Origin of the sequence: Frankia gtarii, assembly GCF_025403375.1 — a bacterium.
GTDB classification, from domain to species: domain Bacteria; phylum Actinomycetota; class Actinomycetes; order Frankiales; family Frankiaceae; genus Frankia; species Frankia gtarii.
In genome coordinates, this window is record NZ_JAMPTM010000095.1 from 1 (window position 1) to 22,260 (window position 22,260).

15 protein-coding genes are annotated in these 22,260 nt (G+C 73.7%); 7 read left to right on the plus strand and 8 right to left on the minus strand.

Annotation, left to right across the window (positions count from 1 at the left end):
* Positions 1-1,171: 1,171 nt before the first annotated feature.
* Complete coding sequence (locus tag NBZ83_RS15620; RefSeq protein ID WP_261575257.1) at positions 1,172-1,417, minus strand: DUF433 domain-containing protein; 246 nt, start codon at positions 1,415-1,417, stop codon at positions 1,172-1,174.
* Between the two features lie 446 nt (positions 1,418-1,863).
* On the opposite strand from NBZ83_RS15620, the gene NBZ83_RS15625 reads away from it, so the two are divergent.
* On the plus strand, positions 1,864-6,378 hold the full coding sequence (locus tag NBZ83_RS15625; protein WP_261575258.1) for a PDDEXK-like endonuclease domain-containing protein: 4,515 nt from the start codon (positions 1,864-1,866) through the stop codon (positions 6,376-6,378).
* Positions 6,379-6,392: 14 nt separating this feature from the next.
* Here the strand turns inward: NBZ83_RS15625 and NBZ83_RS15630 are convergent, their stop codons facing one another.
* The 7 genes from NBZ83_RS15630 to NBZ83_RS15660 form a co-directional block, all read right to left on the minus strand.
* Entirely contained in the window at positions 6,393-7,601 is a 1,209-nt protein-coding gene (locus NBZ83_RS15630) for an enoyl-CoA hydratase/isomerase family protein (protein ID WP_261567708.1), read from the minus strand.
* A 73-nt stretch (positions 7,602-7,674) separates the two neighbouring features.
* Complete coding sequence (locus tag NBZ83_RS15635) at positions 7,675-8,166, minus strand: flavin reductase family protein (RefSeq protein WP_261575259.1); 492 nt, start codon at positions 8,164-8,166, stop codon at positions 7,675-7,677.
* Between the two features lie 89 nt (positions 8,167-8,255).
* Entirely contained in the window at positions 8,256-9,590 is a 1,335-nt protein-coding gene (locus NBZ83_RS15640; protein WP_261575260.1) for a hypothetical protein, read from the minus strand.
* A gap of 308 nt (positions 9,591-9,898) precedes the next feature.
* The gene (locus tag NBZ83_RS15645) at positions 9,899-10,942 is read right to left on the minus strand and encodes a LuxR C-terminal-related transcriptional regulator (protein WP_261567705.1); all 1,044 of its coding nucleotides are present in this window, start codon (positions 10,940-10,942) and stop codon (positions 9,899-9,901) included.
* Complete coding sequence (locus NBZ83_RS15650; protein ID WP_261575261.1) at positions 10,939-11,565, minus strand: GTP-binding protein; 627 nt, start codon at positions 11,563-11,565, stop codon at positions 10,939-10,941. Before NBZ83_RS15650 ends, NBZ83_RS15645 begins: the two co-directional genes overlap by 4 nt.
* Before the next feature lie 73 nt (positions 11,566-11,638).
* Positions 11,639-14,032, minus strand: a complete 2,394-nt coding sequence (locus NBZ83_RS15655; protein WP_261575262.1) for a sensor histidine kinase — start codon at positions 14,030-14,032, stop codon at positions 11,639-11,641.
* 517 nt (positions 14,033-14,549) lie between these two features.
* Positions 14,550-15,524, minus strand: coding sequence for an acyl-CoA thioesterase (locus NBZ83_RS15660; RefSeq protein ID WP_261567700.1), 975 nt, complete (start codon positions 15,522-15,524; stop codon positions 14,550-14,552).
* 127 nt (positions 15,525-15,651) lie between these two features.
* Between NBZ83_RS15660 and NBZ83_RS15665 the strand changes: the two genes are divergently transcribed.
* The 6 genes from NBZ83_RS15665 to NBZ83_RS15690 all read left to right on the plus strand — a co-directional run.
* Entirely contained in the window at positions 15,652-16,422 is a 771-nt protein-coding gene (locus NBZ83_RS15665; protein WP_261575263.1) for an enoyl-CoA hydratase-related protein, read from the plus strand.
* Positions 16,423-16,518: 96 nt separating this feature from the next.
* Complete coding sequence (locus NBZ83_RS15670; RefSeq protein ID WP_261567696.1) at positions 16,519-16,836, plus strand: DUF6343 family protein; 318 nt, start codon at positions 16,519-16,521, stop codon at positions 16,834-16,836.
* A 127-nt stretch (positions 16,837-16,963) separates the two neighbouring features.
* On the plus strand, positions 16,964-18,265 hold the full coding sequence (locus NBZ83_RS15675) for a DUF445 domain-containing protein (RefSeq protein WP_261575265.1): 1,302 nt from the start codon (positions 16,964-16,966) through the stop codon (positions 18,263-18,265).
* 1,076 nt (positions 18,266-19,341) lie between these two features.
* Positions 19,342-20,646, plus strand: coding sequence for a DEAD/DEAH box helicase (locus NBZ83_RS15680; protein WP_261567693.1), 1,305 nt, complete (start codon positions 19,342-19,344; stop codon positions 20,644-20,646).
* Between the two features lie 294 nt (positions 20,647-20,940).
* Positions 20,941-21,117, plus strand: a complete 177-nt coding sequence (locus tag NBZ83_RS15685) for a hypothetical protein (RefSeq protein WP_261567691.1) — start codon at positions 20,941-20,943, stop codon at positions 21,115-21,117.
* A 113-nt stretch (positions 21,118-21,230) separates the two neighbouring features.
* A partial coding sequence (locus tag NBZ83_RS15690; protein WP_261575266.1) for an alpha/beta fold hydrolase occupies positions 21,231-22,260 on the plus strand: 1,030 nt, incomplete at its 3' end.

Below are 22,260 nucleotides of genomic sequence, written 5' to 3' on the forward strand. Positions count from 1 at the left end.
GCCGGGACCTGCGCAAACCTGGCTCGACGCCGCGCCAGCCGGTGGACGCCCGGCCGCCCTGCTCACGGCGCCCACCGCGCAATCCGGGGGCAGCACCACCACCGTCGCGCAGGGCAGCCTGGGCCCGCCGACCATCCTGTTCCGCGCCCCTCCCGTCCGCCGACCGCCTGTACCCGCGACCGCCCCCGTCCACGGGCCGTCTCGTCCGCCGACCGCCCAGTCCACGGATCGCTCTGTACTCGGAGTACCCGACCTGCGGCAATTCGCTACAACAGTCGTCTGATTCGCGGTCCGATTTATGGTCCGATTCGCGATCCGTCGACTGTCACCGAGGCATGTCAGGAAAATGACGGCGACGACGTGCGGCGATCCGACTGGCATCTTCCGGACATGGACGGCCCCCTCTGTCGGACGGGACGCCATCCGTCCGGGCCGTCCGGATCACACCCCACAGTGCCGGCCGCCCGCCGCGGGAGCGCCGGCGATCTCCCTGGGCGGCGGGACGTCGGACCCCTCCCATGGGGGCCGGTCGGACCGGAGTGGCGGCGGCCGTTCGGCGCACCGAATGCGGTCCGGTCGCCCCTGCCCCGCCGCCGCCCCATCCAGGAAGCTCGAACCACGCTCACGCCGACCACGGGGAGCGGACGGGGAGGTCACGGTGCACGCCATCGGACACGGCCGGGACGGCGGGAAGCTCCCGCCGCAGCGATACACCGAGCCGGCCCCCGCCGGCACCACGCCACCTGGTGGTCGGAGCCGGGACGGGGGCGCGACAGGCTGACACCGGGTTCGGGATCGTCGCACCACCGAGGTCCGGCACGGACCAGCGGTCAAGGATGCGGCGTCACCCGACGCAGACGGCTGCGACCCGCGGAGGGATCGGGTCGGAGCCAACCAGGCACGGCGCGGCGGCCACCGACGCGATGGCGAGCGTGTCGGTGGGGACCGACCGCCGCGCCGTGCCCGGACCCCTGCATCCGCCAGCCCCACCCGAACCATCCGCCCCGAACCATCCGCGACCGCACACACGCTCAGCTTGGGACGCCGAGCCGCCTCGCCCTGTGATCCAGGTACCGCAGTCTCGAAGGTGGAGTACGTCGTGCCCTACCTGGCGGAGACCGGCCGTGAGCGTGTCGGACAGACTGTTGTCGAGCAGGAGTCGCGCGTCGGATCAGGCCGGGATGATGAGCGGAAGCTGCTGTTCGCGGACGGCCTCGGCGGCGAAACGGAGCGCCTCGCGGATGTCGTCCGTGTCGAGGTCCGGAAGCTCGACCATGACCTCGTCGGCGGACATGCCGTCGGCGATCATTCCGACGACCGTTGCCACGGGGATGCGCAACCCGGGGATGCGCAACCCGCGGAGACAGAGAACCCCGCCCATCTGCGCCGGATTCACCGCGATTCGGGTGACGTGCACGGGCCACCTCCTCTCGGACTTCAGCATTCGATGATCATGAATGGTCCACGGGGAGCACGGCGACCGGCACCGCATGGGGCGTCCGGCAATCGACGATCCGCCCGGACGTGTGGCGCGGTGTTCCGCGGAACATCAAGATCGTCAGGGTTGAGGGTGAGGCCGGGCCGCCTGGCGCGGTTCCGCGGAACACCTTGATCTCCGAGACCGAGACCGGCGTGCTCGTCCAGGACGACCGTCTCACCGGGAGCCGGTCCGCTCGGCGAAACACGAGGTCGGTCCGGGAATCGCAGCGGTACGGCGGGAGGTGATGCCGCCTCGGCGATCGGGAAACCGGCGATGTTGTCGGACGCAGGCCGTAGTGTCGCCTCAGGCGGAGGCACGGACCACATCCGGCCCGTGGCCGCCGCGCCCTGACCCCGCCTGTCCGCCCGAGGAGCCGATGTCCGTTGTCCGCCCGTGACCAGGTGCGCAGCCGGTCGCTTCGGCTGTTGGACTATCTCGCCGCGCTTGCCACCGAGCGGCGTGGCGCCCCTCGCCGCCAGCTCTCCGACTACTCCCCCGCCCCGATCAGCCCGGCCGCCGTGCCCACGCACGCGGACGTCCGCCTCGGCCCGACGGCCCGGCGCGACTCCTGGCTGGAGATCGACCGCACGGCGCCGCCGCGGCCACCGGCCTGGCCACGCGCGCTCGACGCGATCCTCGATGCCACCGGGGTCAACCCGGATGCGCCCCCCACACTCCCATCTCCCCCGCCCGTGGCCGCGGCCGTGAGTCTCGGCAGCACCGGCCCGAACGTCGCAATCGGCGACGAAGCGGGTGTGGCTGTCCCGACACAGGCGGCGGTGCTTGCGGATGCGACTGCGCAGCCCGGCGATGCCGTGTCCCCCGAGCCCGATCCGCGGGCGGCGTTGCTTGATGCCTGGGTGCGCGACGTCTGGCGGCCCTGGGCGCCGGGGGCACGGGCGGCGCGGGACGCCCGAGCGCTCTACCAGCGCCTGTTCGACCTACGCCTGGCCCTGCAGCGCGACGACGCCACCACCGAGCTCGTGTGGGGGCACGGCGTGCTGTGTTGGCGGGTCGGCGACGCCGTGATCAGCCATCCGCTGCTCGTCACCCGGATGGTGGCGACCCTCGACCCCGACTCCGGCGTTGTCCGCCTGCATCCCGACGGGCCGACGAGCCTGGAGACCGAGCCGCTGCACGGCCTCGGGCTGCCCGGCCTCGACGCACTCTCCGCCCTGCGCGACCGGCTGCGTGACGCGCCGGTGGATCCGTGGGACGCCCCCGGCCGCGCGGAGGTGTTCCGCCAGGTCATCGCGCCGCTCGGGCTGGACGCCCGACTCGTCGCGGGGCCGGGCCTGCCGCCGCCCGGCGCGGCGCCCGTCCTCGTCGACACCTGGGCGCTGTACGCGCGGCCGCGGCCCGCCCTGCAGGCGCAGTTCTACGCCGACCTGCGCACCGCCCTCACCGAACGCGACGTCATTCCCGAGGCGATCGCGTCCGTGGTCGCCGAGGAGGCACTCGTCGCCGAGGCGCTCGCCGGCACCGCCGCCGGGCCACCGTCCGGCTCGGGACGCTGGGACCGCGTCGGTCCGGGGGCGACGTCGGGACTCGGTGCCGATGTCTCCGGCGTCCTGGGCGAGCGGCTGCTCATGCCGCTGGCGACCAACGCCGACCAGGAGCGGATCGCCCGCCAGCTCGCCGGCTCCCGCGGTGTGACCGTGCAGGGCCCGCCGGGCACCGGCAAGAGCCACACCATCGCGAACCTGATCTGCCATCTCGTCGCGCACGGGCAGCGCGTGCTCGTCACCGCGCAGGACGAGCAGGCGCTTGGCGTGCTGCGCGACAAGATTCCGCCGGAGCTGCGCGACCTGAGCGTCGCCGTACTGGGGTCAAGCCGCGCGGACCTCGACGAGCTGCGCGCCGCCGTGGTGGAGATCTCCGGTGCGCTCAGCGACGTCGACCCCGCGCGGGAGACCGCGGCCGTCAAGGCGCTCGCCGAGGAGCTCGACGCGGCCCGCGCCCACGCCCGCACCCTCGAACTGCGCATGATCGACCTGCTGGCGGCCCAGGCCCGCGAGTTCGAGCTGCCGCACGGGCGGGAACGGGCCCCGGCGGTGGCGGCGTGGCTCGCCGAGCGGGACGGCGAGCTGTCGTTCATCCCCGACCGGCTCGACCCGACCCGGGCGCTGCCGCTGGACCCGGCGGAGCTTGCGCTGCTCTACCGCACGGCGCGCGAGATCGGCCCCGCCGACGCCCGCGCGCTCGCCCAGGAGCAGCCCGACGCCGCCGCGCTGCCGGACGCAGTCGCCCTGGCGCGGCTGCATGCCGAGCTCGACGAGGTCCGTGACGGCCTCGCCGACCTGGAGCTGGCGGGCCTGTCGGTCACCGCGCTCGACGCCCTCGGCGACGCCGCGGCGCAGTCGCTGGTTGACGACACCCGCGCCGCCGCCGCGCGGGCGCGGCGGCTTTCGGTCGGCTGGCTCGCCGCCGCCCGAGTGCAGTGCGCCGACTCCGACGCACAGGCCGAGTTCTGGGCCGCGCAGGCCGCGGAGCTGGCGGCCGAGATCACGCAGTTGCGCGGGCTCACCGCGCGGACCTTCGGCCGCCCGGTCGAGATGCCCGACGGTGACCCGCGGGTGCACCTACGCCTGCTCGGGGAGCTGCGCGAGCGTTACACCGCCGGGCGCGGGGTGCCGCGACTCGGCGGCCGCGAGCTGCGGGAGCTGCGCGACGCGGTCCGCGTCGACGGGCTCGTCCCGCACACCGCGGACGACGTGGCCGTCGCCGAAGCCGAGGTGCGCCGCCGGCAGGCCCTCGCCGCCACGGTTTCCCGCCAGGGCGCGATCGCCGCCGCACTCGGCGGCGAACCCGTGCAGGCGGGTGCACTCGATGTCCTGACCCGGCTCGACGCGGCCGCCCGGGACCTCGCCGACGCCGTCGACTGGGAACGCCGAGGCCGCCCGGAGCTCGCCGCCCGGCTACGCGCCGTCGCTCCCGGCGCCGGTGACGGCAGTGATCCGGCCGCGCTGACCCGGCTGGCCGACCTACTCGCCGCCGCGGCCGGCCGCCACCGCGAACAGGAGGTCACCGAGCGACTCGCGGCGCTCGCGCGGACCCTTGAGGAGGGTGGCCGCGGCCCGCGGGCCGGCCGGTTGTGGGGCGAGCTGCATCAGGCGCTGACGCGGCGCGACCTCGCCGCCTGGGATGCGCTGCTCGGCGAGGCCGCCCGGCTGGCGGCGCTGCGTCCCGACGCGGCCGCGCGCACACGCCTGTCGGACCGGCTGCGTGCGGTCGCGCCGCTGTGGGCCGACGCCATCCTCGACCGCCCCGGCGACGCGGCCGCCGCGGCCGGCGGCGACCCGGCGCGGGCCGCGGCGGCGTGGCGCTGGCGGCAGGCGCAGACCTGGCTCGACGACCTGCACGCCGACGGCGACCTCGCGCTGCTCGGCCGCCAGCTCGGCGACGCCTCCGAGCAGGCCCGCCGGCTCGTGCTCGACACCGCGCGCCGCGCCGCCCGCCTCGGGCTCGCGACCCGGCTCGGGGACCCGCAGCGCCGCGCGCTCACCGGCTGGGTGCAGGCCCTCGACCGGCTGGGGAAGGGCACCGGGAAGTACGCCCCGCACTGGCGGGCTCAGGCCCGCACGCACATGCGTGCCGCGATGGGCGCCGTGCCCGTGTGGATCATGCCGACGTACCGGGTGATGGAGAGCTTCGACCCGGGATCCGACGACCTCTTCGACGTCGTCATCGTCGACGAGTCCAGCCAGTGCGACATCCTCTCCCTCGGCGTGCTCAGCCTGGGCCGGCGCGCCGTGGTCGTCGGCGACGACGCCCAGACGAGCCCGGAGGCCGTCGGAATCGACCGGGCCCGGGTCGGGGCGCTGATCGACGCCCACCTGCCCGACGTCGCCCAGCGGTCCCTGCTCGACGTGGAGGCGAGCCTCTACGACACCGCCGCCAGGGTGTTCCCGCGGACCGTGGTGCTCAAGGAGCACTTCCGCTGCCTGCCCGACATCATCGGGTTCTCCAACCGCTTCTACGACCATCAGATCCTGCCGCTGCGGGAGGACCCGGAGCTCGCGATCGGCGCCGCGCTGCGCCCGGTCCGCGTCACCGACGGCGCCCGCACGCAGACCCGCTTCGGCGACGCCAACCCGGCGGAGGCACGGGCGATCGTCGATCAGGTCGTCGCCTGCTGCGCCGACCCCGCCTACGACGCGATGACGATGGGCGTGGTCACCCTGCTCGGCGCCGGGCAGCCCCGGCTCATCGAACACGCCCTGGTCGAGCGGCTCGGCGAGCGGGAGTTCTCCCGGCGGGCGCTGCGCGTCGGCGACCCGTACCAGTTCCAGGGCGACGAGCGCGACGTCGTGTTCGTCTCCGTCGTCGCCGACGACAACCGTTCCGCCGCCACCCGCCGCCGCGACCTGCAGCGTGTCAACGTCGCCGCGAGCCGCGCCCGCAACCAGATGTGGGTGTTCCACACCGTCGACCCGGCGACGCTGCGCGAGGACGACATCCGCCGCCAGCTCATCGAGTACACCTACGCCGGTGCGACCCCGCAGGCCACCGGCCGGCTCGCCGACCGCTGCGAAAGCGAGTTCGAGCGCGCAGTCCTGCGCGAAATCCTCGGCCGCGGCTACCGGGTCCGCCCCCAGCATCCCGTCGGCCGCTACCGCATCGACCTCGTCGTCGAAGGAGCACCCCGCCCGCCGGCGCCCGACGCGGGCGCCGCGCGCGTCCGCGGCCCCCGGCTCGCCGTCGAATGCGACGGCGACCGGTTCCACGGCCCCGACCAGTGGGAGGCGGACCTGCGCCGCCAGCGGATCCTGGAGCGGCTCGGCTGGACGTTCATCCGCATCCGCGGCTCCGAGTTCTACCGCCATCCCACCCGCACGCTCGACGGCCTGTGGCGCCGGCTCGCCGAGCTCGACATCCACCCGGACGTGGGCGTCTGATCGTTGTCGTCCGGTCAGCGGCTCGCCCCGGGCATGCCCGCCCGCGGGGCGATCTCGTCGACGAGCCCCCAGGCCAACGCCAGCTCGGCGTCGATGGGAAGCCCGCCGAGGATCAGGTAGGCGGCCCGCTGCGGGCCGATCCGCCGCGGGATGCTCGCAGTCCCCCCGGCGCCGGGGACCAGCCCCATCGCCACCTCCGGGAGCCGGAAGGAGGCGTCGGGGGCGGCGACGACCCGTCCGCAGAACGCGGGCAGCTCCGCTCCCGCACCGATGCACAGCCCGTGGACGTAGGCGGTCACCGGCAGCCCGGTGGCCAGCAGGCCCAGCGGAATGCTGCGGGTGGTCCGCACGGCGTGCGCACCGACCGGGTCGAGCATCGTGCCGAATTCGGTCAGGTCGCCACCGCTGGAGAACGACGGACCCGTACCGGCCAGCCGGATCTCGGCGAGCTCACTGTCGGCGGCGGCGAGCCCGAAGGCGGCCACCAACCCGTCGCGCAGGCTGATACTCACGGCGTTGTGGACCCGCGGACGGTTGAGGATCACCGTGAGCACCGCCCCGTCCCGCTCGACGAGGACGGCAGGCGCCGCCCCGGTCGCGGGGGCCGTCGCGGGGGCCGTCGGATCCGTTGTCCCGCCGGCGGCACGCGCGCTGCGCCGGGCCCGGCGCCCGGCCAGCCAGCCGGCGAACTCCGGGCCGGCCTGCAACGCCGAGTAGGCAAAAGACTCGGCGACGACAGCGTCACGCACGTCGATCCCGGTACTCACGCGCAGCAACTGCACGAGAGCGGTCGCGGCGAAGGGATTCGCGGCAACCGCGGCGGCCAGGGCGTCCACCGCGGCGTCGACCCCGTCCGGCGCGCTCACCCACGGCCGCGGCGCCCCCGGCTCGTCGGTGAGCAGGATGTCGAACCCGGCGGTGGCGACGCCGTCGGGTACCCACCGCAGATCCTCGGCCACCGCTACGCACACGCAGGGCAGCCGGCGGCCGCGTTCGCCGACCTTGATCGCCGCCGGGGAGGCGGCGTCGACGACCAGGATGGGCCGTCCGCCGAGCGGGCTGAAGGCCTCCGGGTCGGCCTGCAGGTCCGCGAGCACCGCCTCGGGATCGACGACCCGCCGACCGCCCACGCCGTCCAGCCCGGCGAGCAGGTCCCCCCCGATCGGGCCGGGGGCGGCGGCGAGCGGGTCAGAGGTGACCGGCTCAGCGGCCGGTCCGGGCACAGAAGTGTTCACATCTGAAGAAGGCTAGTGCCCCGGCACCGCGGATTCGCGCGGTCGCCCTGCCCGGGGACCGTCAGGCCGGGTGGCCGGGCTGCATGTCCCGGACCTGTTGGAAGCCAAGCTGGGTGAACGGCCCGGCGACCGCGCCGTCGACCGGTTCGATGACGAACGCCGTGTGGTCGCCGACGTCGGCGCGAGTGTGCACCGGGCCGGCGAACCAGGCGCGCGGCTGCTCGAGGACCGGCAGTCCGAACGGACCCTCCCGCCAGGCGCAGCGCGCGAACTTGTCGATCTCGTCGCCGGTCTGCTCGCCGAACAGCGTCGCGAGCTCCTCGTCGGCCTCGTCGAGGAGATGGACCGCGAGGTGACTGGCCGCCGAGGCGACCCGATGGGTGTGGTTGGCCCGGGAGACGCACAGCAGGTAGCGGGCCGGCTCGATGCTGCACTGGGTGTGGAAGCCGACGAGGCAGCCGCTGCGTTCACCGCCGGGCACGACCGCGGTCACGATCACCATCGGGTAGCTGATCACGCTCACGGCCTCGTGAAACGCGGCGGGCTGAGTCATCGCTGGTCACGCTCCTCCGATCGGGCGGGAAGGTCAACGCTTGGGCGAACCACCCGACCGCCCCGCGCGGACTACACACCGCGCGGGGGTCAGCCGCTGGTCGCCGACCGCGGCTTCGGCCCGGCGGCACGCATGTTGACCAGTCGGCCCAGCAGCTCGAACCAGAAGGGGGCGCCGGCGGTGAGGGCGAAGCAGGCGATGGCCAGACCGGCGATCTTCAGAAACCAGCCGCCGACCGTGTGCGGGACCTCCCGCGGGTCGTCGCGGTCGTCGCTCGTCCGAACCCATCCGATCGGCAGGGCCAGGCCGGAGGCGTCCTGCACCGACCTGATCGCACGCTCGACGGCGTCACCCTCACCGGCAGCGGAACCCGCGTCGCGGGAACCCGCGTCGCGGGAACCCGCGTCGCCGGAGTTCGCGTCGCCGGAGTTCGCGTCGCCGGAACCAGTGGTGGCGGAGTCCCCGAGGGTGGAGTTCGCGGGGGTGCTGCCGTCGGCGGCAGCCTGGCCGATCTGGGCCTGGCTCGCGGTCACGGCCGCGTCGCGCACGGTCCCGTCCTGCCACAGCGCGCGGGAGATGGCGACCGCGTCAAGGTTGAACACGGCGGACAGGACGATCGCGTAGCTGAGCAGGAACACCGCGATCCGCCGCTTGTACCACCCGGACAGGCGGTCCATCGCCTCGTCGTACCACTGCGCCAGCTCGGTTATGATCTTCTCTCTGTCGCCGCCCGTTCGGACCACGGCCGCGGTGAGTGCGTCCTTCGCCAGCGAGGGCGGCAACGCGGTCAGCCCATCCTCCAGCGTCCCGACCGTCCCGCTGCCGACCGCCGACACCAGCGCTGCGGCCACGACTCGTCCGGTCGGGTGGTCCACCGGCATCGCGTCATACAGGGCCTGGGCGGACCCCTCGTCGAGTGAGCGCCGGGCGGCGTCGTAGGCGGTCTGGTAATGCTCACGGATCTCGTCGGCGATGTGCGCGGGCAGCGCGTCCGGGCGTAGCTGGGCCAGCATGGCCCGGGCGGGTGGGTCGACCCGGTCGAGCAGGGCCCGGGCGAACGCGGTGGACGGCACGTAGGAGGGCAACCGCAGCCGGCGGGCTCGACTCACCGCGGCCCAGGTTCGCTGCACCGGTGGATGATCGGCCATGTCGGCGGAGGTCGCATCCCGGCCGGCGGTGCGCATGGCCCGCAGGGGCCCGTCGAGCAGCTCCGCGGCGACGTCCGCGGGTGCGGCCCCCGGATCGGGCGATGCACCGCCCGGCGGGCGGCCGCCGAGCAGCCGGCGCAGCTCCGACTCGAGGCGCCGGCCCCGATAGTGCAGGAGGCCGAGCACGGCCTCGTTGATTCGGGAGACACCGAGGCTGAACGCGGCGAACAGCAGCGCGAGGCCGATCAGAACGTCCAGCGCGGACGAGTCAGGCACGTCGAAATCCCCCGTTCCCCGGCCGTACCACCACGGCCGGTCCACGCCCCGCCACCGCCGACACCACCCCGGGTCCGGCCGGGCCTCACCGGCCGCGGGACGAATCCGGGCACCGCGGGCGCATCCAGGCCGGATCGCGCATTTCTACACCGGGCAGCCACGCTCCCACCGAGCGGCGCCGTCCGACGCCGCAACCGACACGGACGGTCACAGCTGCCGGATGGTCACAGCTGCCGGACGGCGACGACTGGGGCTCGGGAGGGGCGGCGGTCCCGCGCAGGGTGCGGGACCTGATCCGGGGTCGGAGATCAGATCCAGCCGCGGCGGGAGGCGAGGGTGCCGGCCTGGAAGCGGCTGCGGGCGTTGAGGCGGGACATCAGATCCGCGATCATGCGGCGCACCGTGCGCACGGAGACACCGAGATGGCGGGCGGCCGCCTCATCCTTGACGCCGAGGCTGAGCAGGCGCAGCAGCAGCCGCTCGGTGTCCGAGGGATCGTCGGCCGACTCCTCACCGCCGCTCGGCGCCGGCCCGCCGCCGAGCGGCTCGGCGATCGCCCAGACCTGCTCGAACAGGGTGCGCAGGACCGCGGTGAGCTCGGGCGTGCGCACGAGCAACATGTGGCCGTCGGCGTCGGCGCCGGCGCCGCGGGCCAGCCGGACGAGCCCGACGCGACCGTCGACGGTGGTGGCGTCCAGCCGGGGGTCGTCGGCGACGCGGGCGACGAGGCCGTGTGCGGCGACGGTACGCACGTAACCGGCACCACGTTCGTCGAGCCGGTAGGAACGCGGCAGCACGCTGCGCATCACGACCCCGCGCCGAAGGGCCCGCAGCTCGGCCGGCATGAGGTCGTCGGACAGCGCCGCCGACCAGCCCCGCCGGGTGCGCAGGGTGAGCACCTCCCGCTCGGCCCGGCCGACGAGGGAGATCAGCTCGGCGCGGGCCTGGTCGACGCCGTCGATGCGCTGCACCTCGACGGGATCGGAACCGGGACGGCCCTCCAGGTAGTCCGAGACGAAGACGCTCACCTGCGTCCGGGCCCGTACGAGCCGCTCATGGCGGCGGATGAGCTGTTCGTGCTGGGCCTGAAGCAGATGGTTCAGGCCGGTTTCTGGATCGGCGGCGACGAAGCGTCCGGGCCGTTCCCGGGAGGCCAGCAGCAGGCCGAGTTCGACCAGCCGGTCGCGGATCCGGCCGACGCCGCCCGCCGGTTGGCCGAGCATCTCCGCGGCCTCGGTGACGCTCAGCGACTCGTGGCGCAACCAGAGCCGGTAGGCGGACAGAGCGACGTCGTCGAGACCGAGGATGTCGAGCACCTTGCCTTTCACCGAATGGCCGTCTGTGGCGTTCACCTGGACCGCTGCGGCTGGCTCGGCTGGGCGCTCGGCTCGGCGGAGACCAGGTCGAGGGCGTGGCGGACCAGCGATACCAGCGCCTGGCGGACCGACTCGCGCTCGCGGGCGTCGCAGCGCACCACCGGCCGGCGCGGGTCGAGGTCGAGCGCCGCGCGGACGTCCTCGACGCGGTACTCGCGGGCGCCGTCGAACCGGTTCAGCGCGATGAGGAACGGGATGTTGCGCTCCTCGAAGAAGTCGATGGCGGGGAAGGAGTCCGCCAGTCTTCGGGTGTCGACGAGCACCACCGCGCCGATCGCGCCGAGCACCAGCTCGTCCCACATGAACCAGAACCGTTCCTGCCCGGGGGTGCCGAACAGGTAGAGGATGACGCTGTCGATGAGCGTGATCCGCCCGAAGTCCAGCGCGGCGGTCGTCGTCGTCTTGGCGCCGATCGCGCTGGTGTCGTCGATGTCGATGCTGGCCACCGTCATCGCGGCCTCCGTGCTCAGCGGCGGGATCTCACTGACCGAGCCGACGAACGTCGTCTTTCCGACTCCGAACCCGCCGGCGATGATGATTTTGACCGGACGCGGCGTCGTCGTCTCCGGCGACCGCGGTCTGGAGGGCTTGTGGTCCATCGAGCACCTTTCCGATGAGGGTGGCGAAAGGACGGTCGAACGGACCGCCTACAGCGGTGACGCGGACCGCATCTCAGGTCACCTCTCCCACATCGTCGCCGTCGTGGGAAACCCGGCCGTCCGCCAGCCCGCGACCGAAGTTGCCCGGGAGGGACGACATCATGCTGCGGACCTCTTCCGGGCTGCGCTGCGTGACGAGCCAACCCGGCCCCCCGTCGGGGCTGTCCCGGCGCAGCTGGGGCGCGAGGCTGGCCCGTCGGATGCGCCGCGGCAGGCCCACCTCGGTGTGCTCCTCGGTGTGCTCCTCGGATGCCTGGCCGCCCCGCCGCGGCAGGCCGGTGGGCTGCTCGCTCCTCGCCGTGGGCTGCTCGCTCCTCGCCGTGGGCTGCTCGGACAGGGCGGGGGCCCGGCTCTCGGCGGCGTCCGGCGGCGGTCCCTGCCGGGGACGCTGCGCGGCGAACCAGTCCGACCGGGCGGCGGCGAACGACGGCGGGACTTCGATGAGCGCCTCGTCGGACCGGCCACGCGGCGCCTCGCCGGACTGCTCCGGGGCGCCGGCGGCGGTGTCACCGTCGCCCTCGGAACGGCTCAGCAGGGCGGCCGGCACCTGAACGATGGCCGACGTGCCGCCGACGGGCGAGGGACGTAGCTCCACCGAGATGGCGTGCCGCTCGGCTAGGCGGCCGACGACGAACAGGCCGAGCCGCCCGCTGCTCGACGAGTCGAAGGGACGCGGGTCGGCCAGCCGCAGGTTGCAGGAGTGCAACTCCTGCGGGCTCATTCCCAGGCCGTGGTCCTTGACCTCGATGACGAGGCCGTCGGGCGCCTCGCGCCCGACGACCTGCACCGGGGTGTGCGGTGGGGAGAAGGAGGTGGCGTTCTCGATGAGTTCGGCGAGCAGGTGGATGACGTCGCCGGCGGCGTGCCCGCCGATGGCCCCGTCGCCGGTGGGCATCACCTTCACCCGGGCGTAGTCCTCGACTTCGGCGACGGCGCCGCGCATGACGTCCTCGACGGCGATCGGTCGGCGCCAGCTACGCGCAGGCTTCGAGCCCGACAGGACGATGAGGTCCTCGGCGTGGCGTCGCATGCGGGTGGCCAGGTGGTCGAGGCGGAACAGCTCCTCGAGCCGGTCCGGGTCGGTCTCCTTACGCTCCAGCGCGTCGATGACCTTGAGCTGACGGTTGATGAGGGCCTGGCTGCGGCGGGCCAGGTTGAGGAAGGTGTTGCCGACGCTTGTGCGCATCGCGGCCTGTTCAATCGCGGTGCGCACCGCGACGGCGTGCACGACGGAGAACGCCTCGGCGAGCTTCCCGATCTCGTCCGTGCTCCGCACTTCGACCGGGAATTCCTCCGCGGACATTTCGACCTGTTCGCCTCGGTGCAGCCTCTCAACGACCCCGGGCAGTCGCTCGTTGGCAACTTCGAGCGCACTACGCTGTAGCCGGCGCAGATGCCGGGTCATCGGGCTCACGATCAGGAGAGAAATCACCACGGACACGACCAGGACCAACGCGGCCCCGATACTGCCGAACAGCGCGTCACGGGTGGCGGAACTGGCGATGTGCTGACTGGTGGAGCTTAAATCGGTCGCGATCCGCCGTTCGACCTGGCGCATCGCCGCGATCTTGCGGTCCGCGGTGTCCAGCCAGGCCTGTTGGGTAATCGTCGGCGGCTGGCCATTCTGGACGGCGTTGACCGTGTCGTCGCGCATTGCGGTGCCGGCGGAGCTGGTTCGGTCGACCGTGACGTTGTAGAACGCCTGCTCAGCTGCGGTGGCGGTGGTCCGGAACTGCTGCAGCCAGGTGTCCTCGGCGCCGACCGAGCCCTCGATCTGGCGCAGGGCCACGGAATCCGGCCGGCCGAGAATGATCACCTGGGCGATCGAGTCGCGCTGCTGAACGGCTTCCTCTGTCGCCCGGGAGATACCGACGAGTGTGGTGGCGCCGTTGACCAGCGACGCGTTGTCGCTGCCGGCGGTGACGCCGGCGTTGAGCGAGAGGAGATCGTGCATGAGGTCGTTGTAGAAAGTCCCGTTCTGGTCGATCTGAGCCTGCCGGGCGTCGATCGCCCTGCGCTGCGCGGGCAGCAGGTCCAGGCGCGTCGAGATCGACGCCAACGTCGTCGCGACGATGTCGCGGGCCGCCGAGGGCAGCCCGGCCTCGCCGGCGTTGAAGGCCGCCGACGCCTGGTCCACGGGGCCGCGGGCGGCGACGGTGGCCTGCCCCGGGCCGGCGGCCAGGTAGTTGGAACCCACGTAGGCGTTCGTCGCGTACCGCTCGGCCTGGAGCGCGGCCACCAGGTCGTCGCCTTTGATCGAGAAGGCGGCCAGCGCCTTGACGCGGTTTGCGGCCCGTACGTTGTCGACGTTCCCCCGCACCTGTATCACGCTCAGCACCGCCAACGCCGCCAGGGGGACGACGAGAATCACCGCGAGCTTCGAGCGGATGGGCCAATTCTGGAGCATCCGGTCCTCTCGTCCGGCACCCGCGAGTTGGGCGCCTCATGTGCGGGGTGAGTGTTCGAGTTCAACGGGCCCTGTCCCCGAAGGACCACGCGCGACAACACCCGCACCGGGGTATTGAAGGCAGGGCCCGGACATCGGGTGAATGTTCCTGGGACGCCGACAACCCTAGCGGATGAATGAAGCGGCCCGGTTAGGGGCGGCATCGTTTAACGGACAAGCATGGCGGCGTTGCACCGCGTGACGGACATTCGTTCTGACCCGCGAAGAGTGATAGTCCAGCCGTGTCTAATTGCAATCAACGTAGCCCGGACCAAGCAGCGTCCACGCACCGGAGCGAGCAGTGATTGACACTAGCCGACAGGAACCGGCGCAGACGCACCGACCACCGGCGGCGGCGACCCGAACCTCTCGCCGGAGAATAACAACAAACACACGAAAATACTGCCCGGAACACATCTCCACATCGCGGGACGCACAGCCGCGAAAGGAACCGGCCGTCGGTTCCGTCGGCGAGCGGTCAGCCGGCGGTCGGGGCGGGCGACGGCCGACCGTGCTGGCTCGCCGGGGCCCGGGAGCGCACCCGGTGAACCAGTGTCGTCTGGCTCACGGTGGCAACCAGCGCACCCGTGCGGTCGTACATCCGCCCCCGCACCTGCGCGACGTTGCGGACGATCGCCTCGACCCGCACGTCCAGCAGCACCCACTCGCCGGTCGGGACGGCCACGATCCGCAGGCTGTTGTCGAGGCTCGTGCCGGCGGCCATCTCTCCCGTGGCCTCGATAAGTCCGACCGGGGCGAAGTCGCCGAGCAGGGCGAGCACCGCGGCGTGCACCGGCAGCCGGGGGCGCAGCCGCAGCCACAAAGCGCTGCTCCCGCCGCCCGGCCGCCCGTCGAGGTCGGTCCTCGCCGGACGGGCCCACCGCTGCTCGACGAGGGAGATCACGCCGTCGCGGGGGAAGTCCAGCCAGGTCGGGTACTCCCGTGGGGGGCAGCCGTCGGGATCCGGCGCCCAGTCCCCGGCCGGGCCGAACCGGTTGACGGCGCCGCTCACCCGGCTGAACGTGCCGCCCGCGAGGAACACCAGCCGGCCGGCCGCGGTGGCCCGCACGACGACCTGCGACAGGCCCCCGGTGGCCGGGTCGATGCTGAGCTCCACCTCCTGGCCGGCGTGCACCGGGGCGAGGAACTGGGTGTGCGCCCACACGCAGTCCCGGCCGCCGCAGGCCTGGACGAAGGCGATCGCGGCGGCGAGGCCGCAGCCGCCCCACAGGGTGCCCCGCGTGTTGAGCAGATGGGCGTCGGCCACGAAACGGCCGCGGTACTCCCCCGGGTCGACCGTCAGCCCGAGCAGCCCGGCGAGGGAGGTGGCGTCACGGCCGAGGTCACCGCGAGCTCCCTCGGCCCGCCGCGGACCGTCGTCCCCGTGACGGAGCCGGGTCGGCAGGTCGACCGCGGATCGTGGCGGGATGCCTGGTCCGTACTGGGCTGTCACGTTCTCATCCTGGCAGGCCCGGTCGGGCCATGCGCCAGGGTCATCCGACGGGATCCGACCGCGCAGCGCTTTCACCTGGGGCCGCCACGGTGACACAGTGAGCGGCATCACCGCCGAGGAGGTCGCAGTGAGCAGCCAGATCGAGTCCGAGATCGCCGACGGCGTGCTCACAGTGCGCATCGCGCGACCGGACAAGCGCAACGCCCTCACCCAGGCGATGTACACGGCACTCGCCGAGGCGTTCGCGGCGGGCGAGGCTGACGCCGGGGTGCGGATCATCCGTATCCGCGGCAGCGGCGGATCATTTACCGCCGGTAACGATCTCGCCGACTTTCTGGCCACGGCAGACCTGGCCCCGGACGGCCCGACGCTGACGTTCATCCGGACGGTCGCCCGCGGCACGAAGCTGCTCGTCGCCGAGGTCGACGGGCCGGCGGTGGGCATCGGCACGACGCTGCTGCTGCACTGCGACCTGGTGTACGCCACCGAACGCAGCACCCTGGGCCTCCCGTTCGTCAACCTGGGCGTCGTGCCCGAGTTCGGCTCCTCGCTGCTGCTGCCGCGCCGGGTCGGGCCCGCGGCGGCGGCCAGGCTTGCGTACTTCGGCGAGCCGTTCGGCGCCGCGCAGGCCGCCGACCTGGGGATCGTCACCGAGGTGCTGCCCGACGCCGACGCGCTGCGCGCTCGCGTCGACGACCGGGTCGCGGCGCTGCTGGCGCAGCCACCGGACGCCCTGGCCGCCACCCGCGCCCTGCTCCACGACGGCGGGACGGCGCCGGTGCTCGCCCGGATCGACACCGAGGGCGCGATCTTCGCCGAGCGGTTGGCCTCGGCGGAGGCCAGGGCTGCGATGACCGCACGGCTGTCGGGCCGCGCGGCCTCGCCGCGGAGGGACTGAACCAGCCGACCATGCCCCGCGCCGGTCTCCCCGCCGGCCCGCCGGCCGCGGCCAGGACGGCCGGTTCGGCGGGGCGTGGCCGGGCATACCGGGACCGTGACCAGTTCCCTGCCGCGCCAGCGCGACCAGGACGAGGTGCTGCGGCGCCGGCACTGGTGGCAGCGGCTGTCCCTCGGACCGGGAGGCGCGCCGCCGGCCCGCAGCGCCCTCGGGCTGCGCCGGGTGCTCGCCGTGTTCGGCCTGGTCTTCTGCGGCGCCATCGCGGGCGTGTTCGCGTCGCGGGACCAGCCCGCCGCCGCGGCGGTGCTCGCGCTGCTCGCTCTGGTGGCCATCGTCGACCTCGCCGTCATCCAGCGCCGGCTGCACCAGCGTTCTCATGCGCGCCGGCCTCCGCCCCCACCTCCTCGGCTGTGACGATGACCGCCGGCCCGCGACCGTGACGATGTCCCGCTCCGACCGCATAAGGTGTCCGGGGATCGGCTGATCAGATCCGCCGGGCCCGCACGGGCATCGAGCTGGTACGGGAGAGGGACGGCGGCCGATGAGCGAGCCGGCGGGCGGCGGGCGGGCGGCACCGGCCGGGTTCCCCCGCGGCACCGCGGACGAGCCCGGACTGCGCCGCGCGCTGCGCCGAATGCGCCTGATCGCCACCGGCATGCTCGCCGCCGTCGTGATCGTCTATCTGCTCGCCCAGGGCTGGCGCAGCCATGGCGGCCCCGGCTGGGTGGCGTATGTGGCCGCCGCGGCGGAGGCCGGCGTCGTCGGCGCGCTGGCCGACTGGTTCGCGGTGACGGCCCTGTTCCGCCACCCGCTGGGCCTGCCGATCCCCCACACGGCGATCATCCCGGAGCGCAAGGACGCCCTCGGTCGGGGCCTGGAGAACTTCGTCAGCACGCACTTCCTCGCCGAGGACGTGATCCGGGAGAAGGTCGACGGCATCGGCGTCTCGGTACGCGTCGGGTCCTGGCTGCGCCAACCGCGCCATGCCGAGCGGGTGACCGCCGAGATCGCCGGGCGGCTCACCTCGGCCATCTCCGGGATGAGCGACGACCTGGTCCGCGAGGTCGTGGAAAAGGCGGTGCTGCCCCGGGTGGTCGAGCGGCCCTGGGCGGGGGTGCTGGGCGCGGCCCTGCAGCGGGTGCTCGACGACCGGTTGCACGTTCGGCTCGTCGACGTGATCGTCGCCGAGGTCTCCGAGTGGCTCGCCCGCAACCCGGAGGTCTTCACCAGGCTCGTGGTCGATCAGGCGCCGAGCTGGACGCCGCAGTGGCTGGATGAAGCGGTCGCGGTCAAGGCCTATGACAAGGCGCTGGAGGCACTCGCGGAACTACGCGCCGACCCGGAGCATCGGGTGCGCCTGGCAGTGGACCGCTTCCTCGGCGACTTCGCCGACCGCCTGCGCGCGGACCCGAGCCTCGCCGAGCAGGTCGAGCAGATCAAGCAGCGGCTCCTGGGGCACGCGGAGGTCGGCCGGGCCGTCGCCGCGATCTGGGCGACGACCCGGACGATCCTGCTCGACCTCACCACCGATCCGACCAGCACCGCCCGGGTCCGGGCCGCCGACGAACTGGCCGCGTTCGGGGCGCGGCTGGCCACCGACCCGGAGCTCGGCCGCACCGTCGACCGGGCAGCCTGCGACCTGGCCGCCCGGGCGGTCCAGCGCTACCAGGGGGACATCGCCGCGATCATCGGCGACACGGTCGCGAGCTGGGAGCCCGAGGAGACCTCGCGGCGCATCGAGCTGCACGTCGGTCGGGACCTGCAGTTCATCCGCATCAACGGGACGGTCGTCGGCGCCCTCGTCGGACTGGTCATTCACGCCCTCACCGCGCTGGCCTTCTGACCCACACGGGGCGCGGCCGCCCTGCCGGCGGCCGGGCACCTTCCCCGGAGGTCCCGTCAGCCCCGTGCCGGTCGACCCGTTCGAGGGTGGCCGTCCGGTCCCTCCCGCCGTGCGCCCACCGCCGCGGCACCGCACCGGGCTCGAACCGGCCGTGACCGCGGTCATCTCGGCCTTCCTGATCCGGTTCTGCCTGCTCAGCGTGCACGCGGCCAGGCCTTTCGCCGGTCGGCGCAGGCCGACGTTCCCGAGGGTGACCCTTATCGCGTCCCCGCCCCGCTCGACCCGCACCGATGGTGATGACCCCGTGCTCGCTGCTGCGATGCAAGCGGTGGGTGCACACGCCATCGGCCTGACGGCACCTTCGTCAGGATGGTCGCACAGCTCAGGGAAGCAGGGCGGAGCAACCCGACACGCTGCGCAACCACCGCCACCGCGGCGATGGCGTCCATCGGCGGGCCGGGGTCGAGACGGGCAGACGACTGTGCGGACGCGCACCGGCACGTCGCCGCACAGTGACCGCCCGAACCGGCGCAGAGGGGGATGCAACGGCTCGTTGCGTGCCGCGGCCCTATCCCCAAGCCCGGGTCGTCGATGTACCGTGAAGGAGACGACAGCCCGAGCGGCTGTCCGCGCCCGGCTGAATGGTCGGGTGTGCGAGGTCGGTGCGAGCGCCATAGCGGGAATCACCCGCCGTTGGGTCTGGTCGCGGAGCCGGCCGTACCCCGGCCGCCGGACGATGCAGCGGGCTGGTGTGGACCTCCTCACCCGTCCAAATGATCTCATGGTGGCCCTGACCTGATCGGCGGATCCCTCTGTCTCAGCACGGAAACTCCCAGTCTCATGTTGCCCATCGCCAGCCCCGCCCGGCCCGCGGCCGCGGTGTTGCAGGTGGTGCCGGACGCGGCGGCCGCGGTCCCCGACCCGGCGGCTCCCGCTTCGGCGGCCCGGCGCGCCCGACCGCTCCCCTCATCACGACGCGCGAACCCCGGCCCCCGGCCGAGTCGTTCGAGACCGCCGGCCTGCCCAAGCGTCTGATCAAGGCGCTCGCCGACCGGAACATCGCCGCGCCGTTCCCGGTGCAGGCCTCGACCCTGCCCGACGTCCTCGCCGGGGAGAACGTCCTCGGCCGGGCGCGCACCGGCTCGGGCAAGACCCTCGCCTTCGGGCTGCCGATGCTCGCCAGGCTCGCCAGCGGCGGTCCGGTGCAGCCGCGCCGCCCCCGCGCACTGGTCCTCGTTCCGACCCGTGAGCTGGCCCAGCAGGTCAGCGACGCACTCGAGCCGCTGACCCGGGCGCTGAACCTGCGGCTGGCGCCGGTCTACGGTGGGACGTCGATCAGCCGGCAGATCTCGGCGCTGCGCCGCGGCGTGCACCTCGTCGTGGCCACCCCGGGCCGGTTGACCGACCTCGTCGAGCGCAGCGCCTGCGAGCTCGGCGACATCGAGATGACGGTGCTCGACGAGGCCGACTTCATGTGTGACCTCGGCTTCCTGCCCGCCGTGCGGGCGCTGCTCGACGCCACCCCGTCCACCGGGCAGCGGCTGCTGTTCAGCGCGACGCTCGACCGCGAGGTCGAGGTCCTGGTTCGGGACTACCTGCCCGACCCGGTCCTTGTCGCGATCGACTCGGAGACCTCCCAGGTCAGCACGCTGGTCCGGCACGCCCTCGAGGCGCCCGACCGCGCCGCGCAGGTCGCGCTGGTGACGGCGCTCGCCGGCGGCTCGGGCAGCACCCTGGTCTTCGTCCGGACCCAGCGGGACGCCGACCGCGTGGCCGAGTCCCTCAGCCGCGCGGGCGTGCCGGCCGAGCCGCTGCACGGCGGGATGCCGCAGGGCGCCAGGACCCGGGCGCTGGCCGGTTTCACCGACGGCTTCTACCGGGTGCTCGTGGCCACGGACGTCGCCGCCCGCGGCATCCACGTCGACGGCATCCGGCTGGTCGTGCACCTCGGCCCGCCGGAGGATGCCAAGACCTACCAGCACCGCGGCGGGCGGACCGCGCGCGCCGGCGCCGAGGGCGCCGACGTGCTGGTCACCCTGCCCGCCGAGCGCGGGAAGGTCCGCGGGCTGCTGCGCGCGGTCGGCATCGAGGCACGCCCGGAGCCGACCACGCCGAACGACCCCATCGTCCTGGAGCTCGCCGGCCCGCCGGCCCCCCGGGTCAGCAAGGACGAGATCCCGCAGGCCCGCATGGCCGGCTCGACCGGTGGGCGCGGGCCGCGTGTCGGCGCACCCCGGACCGGCGGCGGCCGTGACGGCGAGCACCGCCGTCGCGAAGGCGGCCACCGCTTCGGCCGGTCCGGGGCCACGCACGGCCGGCCGCAGCGTCGCCCCGGCGCCCCGGCGGCGCCGACCTCCGCAGCCCCGGCTCCGACGGCCTGACCAGACCGACGGCCTGACCAGACCGACGGTGTGAACCGACCGGCGGTCTGAACCGGCCGCAGTCGCCCGCTCCCAACACCGGCGCCGGCCGGGCAGCCACCCCGCACCACAGGGCCGCCGCGTCCACACCGGTCCACTACCTGCGGCAGGCCCGTCATCAGCCACGAGACACCGGCACGTGACGAAACAGTCCGGATCCGTGGTGTGAGCAACGCCACCCGAGGTCTTTGTGTGCCCCGTCCGCTCGATACCGTTTTAGGAACGAGTGTCGATATCGATGGAAGGAGCGTGCACATGGAGCAGAACCAGTCGACCCAGCTGACCTCGGGGCTTTCCGGGCCCGGCCAGCGGGACATCGTCCCCGGCGCCGTCGACGCGGTGGAGGTCGTGGAGATCGCCACCGAGAAGATCGCGTTCGGTCCCGTCGCGAACCCGAAGCGGCTACGGCTCGGAGTCTCCCGCTCGCTTTGACCCCCACCCGGTCAGGATTTCTCCAGGTCGGCCGCCGTCGGGCGGCCGACCTTGCGTTTCATCTCACCGACGCCGACTTCCGGGCGGGGTCGGTGTGGTCCTACCGTCGAGGGATGAGCAGCCCCGAGACGACTTCGCGTGCAGCCGGATCGACCGCCTCCACCGGGTCCACAGATCCGAGGCCGGCCGGCACGGGGCACGAACGCCTCACCCCGTCGGCCGGCGGCGACGGCTTCCGGTCGTCCTGGGCACAGCTCGACGGCCCGGTGCACATCGTCGACTTCGGCGGTCCGGCCGACGGTCCGCTGCTGCTGTGCGTGCACGGCCTCGGCGGCTCCTACCTCAACTGGCTCCCGCTCGCCCCGCTGCTCACCACCACCCACCGGGTGATGGCCGTCGACCTGGCCGGGCACGGCCGCACCCCCGCCGCGGGCCGGCGCACCGACGTCCTGGCCAACCAGGGTCTGCTCGACCGTTTCCTGGCCGAGGTCCTCGACACCCCGCCCATCCTCGTCGGCAACTCGATGGGCGGCATGATCAGTGTGATGCAGGCCGCCCGGCGGCCCGACTCGGTCGCGGGCCTGATCCTCGTCGACCCGGCGCTGCCCCGCCCGCGCGGCGTGCGCCCGGATCCGGAGATCGCCCGCATCTTCGCCGGCCTGTTCATCCCCCGCCTCGGCGCCGCGGTCCTCGCCCGCCGCCGGACCCGTTTCACCCCCCGCGAACTCGTCGACCAGAGCCTGGTACGGCTCACCGCCGACCCGGGCTCGATCCCCGAGTCGGCCCTGGCGGCGATGGAACGCGCCCAGCGGGAGCGCGGTGGGCTGCCCGACGCCGACCAGGCGTTCGTGGGCGCGGCCCGCTCGGTGGTGTGGTCGCTGCTACGCCCGGCGCCACTGGCGCACATGGTCCGCACCGTGCCGCAGCCGACGCTGCTGCTGCACGGCTCCGCCGACCGGCTGATCCCGGTGGCGGTGGCCCGCAACGTCGCCGCGCAGCGGCCCGACTGGCGGGTGGAGATCCTCGACGGCCTCGGCCACGTGCCGATGCTCGAGGCCGCGGAGCTGACCGCGGGCCTCATGGCGGACTGGCTGGGCCGCGAGGGCCGCGAGGCGGCCGAACGCGCCCGCCGTCCCACCACCC